The sequence below is a fragment of the Mesorhizobium sp. M7D.F.Ca.US.004.03.1.1 genome (genome assembly GCF_003998635.1).
Taxonomy (GTDB): domain Bacteria; phylum Pseudomonadota; class Alphaproteobacteria; order Rhizobiales; family Rhizobiaceae; genus Mesorhizobium; species Mesorhizobium loti.
Genome location: NZ_RZQG01001043.1, coordinates 1 through 1,933, shown reverse-complemented (window position 1 = coordinate 1,933; position 1,933 = coordinate 1). Strand labels below are relative to the sequence as shown.

2 protein-coding genes and 1 pseudogene are annotated in these 1,933 nt (G+C 64.8%); all 3 read right to left on the bottom strand.

Features of this window, described 5'->3' with window-relative positions; translation table 11 throughout:
* Window positions 1-408, bottom strand: a 408-nt coding sequence (locus tag EN935_RS33605; protein ID WP_245489121.1) for a phosphoenolpyruvate carboxylase, incomplete at its 3' end; no start/stop codon positions are given.
* A gap of 69 nt (window positions 409-477) precedes the next feature.
* The gene (locus tag EN935_RS33600) at window positions 478-1,446 is read right to left on the bottom strand and encodes a D-glycerate dehydrogenase (RefSeq protein WP_127374103.1); all 969 of its coding nucleotides are present in this window, start codon (window positions 1,444-1,446) and stop codon (window positions 478-480) included.
* Between the two features lie 90 nt (window positions 1,447-1,536).
* Window positions 1,537-1,933: pseudogene (locus EN935_RS33595) on the bottom strand (succinate--CoA ligase subunit alpha); the annotation flags it as partial.

Here is a 1,933-nt window from a genome sequence, read left to right as displayed (position 1 = left end):
CTCCAGCACCGTGACGCGTTTGGCCTCCGTCGGGTGCGCAGTCATGGTCGGGCCGACGCAAAGCTCATCGAGCGTTGCCTGGACTTCCTCCGCCGAGTGGCCGTTCGCTGCCATCTGCGCGATCACGCCAGCGAAGGACCCGGGCACTTCGTCGACACCGGCGCCTTGTTCGAGTTCGCGGCGCACCCGCATGGCAAGCAATTCGTCTGCTATCGCCAGCAATTGGAACCATACGCCGGTCGCCTGAAGCGCGGGGATGCGCTGCTCCGCGGCGAGGGAGACCAGCGACCTACGTCCGGTCAGAACGGCGGCGATCTCGGGCTCACGCGCGCTCGCGACCTGAAGCAGCAAGCGCAACAAAAGGCTGCGTTCATCCTCACGAAAGTTGATGCGTCTGCTTTGTTCCAAACCGCTTTCCTGACTCGTCCGCATGGATACCGCTGTACTTGCGCCCTGATTCGAGGGCGGCGCCTGCTGTCAGGCGACCCGATCGGGGACCGGGCGACCTTCGAAGAAGGCGGTCAGGTTCTCCACCACCTTCATGCCCATCGCCACCCGCGTCTCCTCGGTCGCACTCCCGAGATGCGGCAACAGCACGACGTTCTCCAACTGCTTCAGCGCCTCCGGAACGGCCGGCTCTTCGGCAAAGACGTCGAGACCCGCTCCGGCGATCTCGCGCCTTTGCAGCGCGCCGATCAGCGCATCCTGGTCAATGACGTCGCCGCGTGCCGTGTTGATCAGGAATGCGCCGCGTTTCATCGACCGCAGGCTGCGAGCATCGATGAGATGGCGGTTTTCCGCGCCGCCCGGACAGTGCAGCGACACGAAATCGGATGCCGCGAGCGCATCTTCCAAGGTTGGCATCTGCACCGCGCCCATGGCGCGCGTCTCGTCATCGTCGATCGGTGACCGATTGAAGAAGACGATCTTCATTCCGAAGCCGAAATGCGCGCGCCTGGCCGTTGCCTTGCCGATGCGCCCCATGCCGACAATACCCAGGGTCTTGCCCGACACCTTCGCGCCGGCCATGTGCGTCGGCGACCAGCCACGCCACTCTCCGGCCCGCAGCTGCCGCTCGCCCTCACCGGTCCGGCGCGCGACGGCCAAGATCAGGCTGAGGGCTAGATCGGCGGTGCAATCGGTCAGTACGCCCGGGGTGTTGGTCACCACGATGTCGCGGTCGCGGGCCGCCGCGACATCGATATGGCTGAAGCCGACGCCGAAATTGGCGATGATCCTGGTGCGGGCTGCGCTTTCGGGAAAGACCACACCAGGCAAGCGGTCGCTGACGGTCGCCAGGATGGCGTCAAAATCTGCGAAGGCGGAAGTCATCGCGGCAGCGCTCAGCGGCGTGTCGTCTGTGTTGAGCGTGGTGTCGAAGCGCTCGGCGAGGAGCGCTTCAACGGCGGCCGGCCATCTGCGGGTGACAATCAATCGCGGTTTCATCGAATTTCCCTGCCGATCGACGGGGTGCGATGTTTCCACCACCCCGAACAGACTTCAAACTGCGCAATGTGGGCTTCGCCCGGTCGGCCGTCACGCCGCCTTCTTGGTCCGCGCCAGCGTATCGGCCACGACCTCGCCGAATGAGGCCGGCGTCGGCACGATGACGACACCGGCCTCCTTGAGGATTTCGACTTTTTCCTGCGCCGATTCGCCGAAGGCGGAGATGATGGCGCCGGCATGGCCCATGCGCCTGCCTTTTGGCGCGGAAAGCCCGGCGATATAGGCAATCAGCGGCTTGCGCATGTTGTCGCGCGCCCAGATCGCGGCTTCCGCTTCCTGCGGTCCGCCGATCTCGCCGATCATCACCACAGCGTCGGTGTCTTCGTCACGCTCGAAGAGTTGCAGGATATCCTTGAAAGACGAGCCGTTGATCGGATCGCCGCCGATGCCGACGCTGGTCGACACGCCGATGCCCAGCGCCTTCATC

What these genes read in the sequence shown, in the direction of transcription:
- EN935_RS33600 (WP_127374103.1), bottom strand. Translation starts at nt 1,446, where the DNA reads ATGAAACCGCGATTGATTGTCACCCGCAGATGGCCGGCCGCCGTTGAA.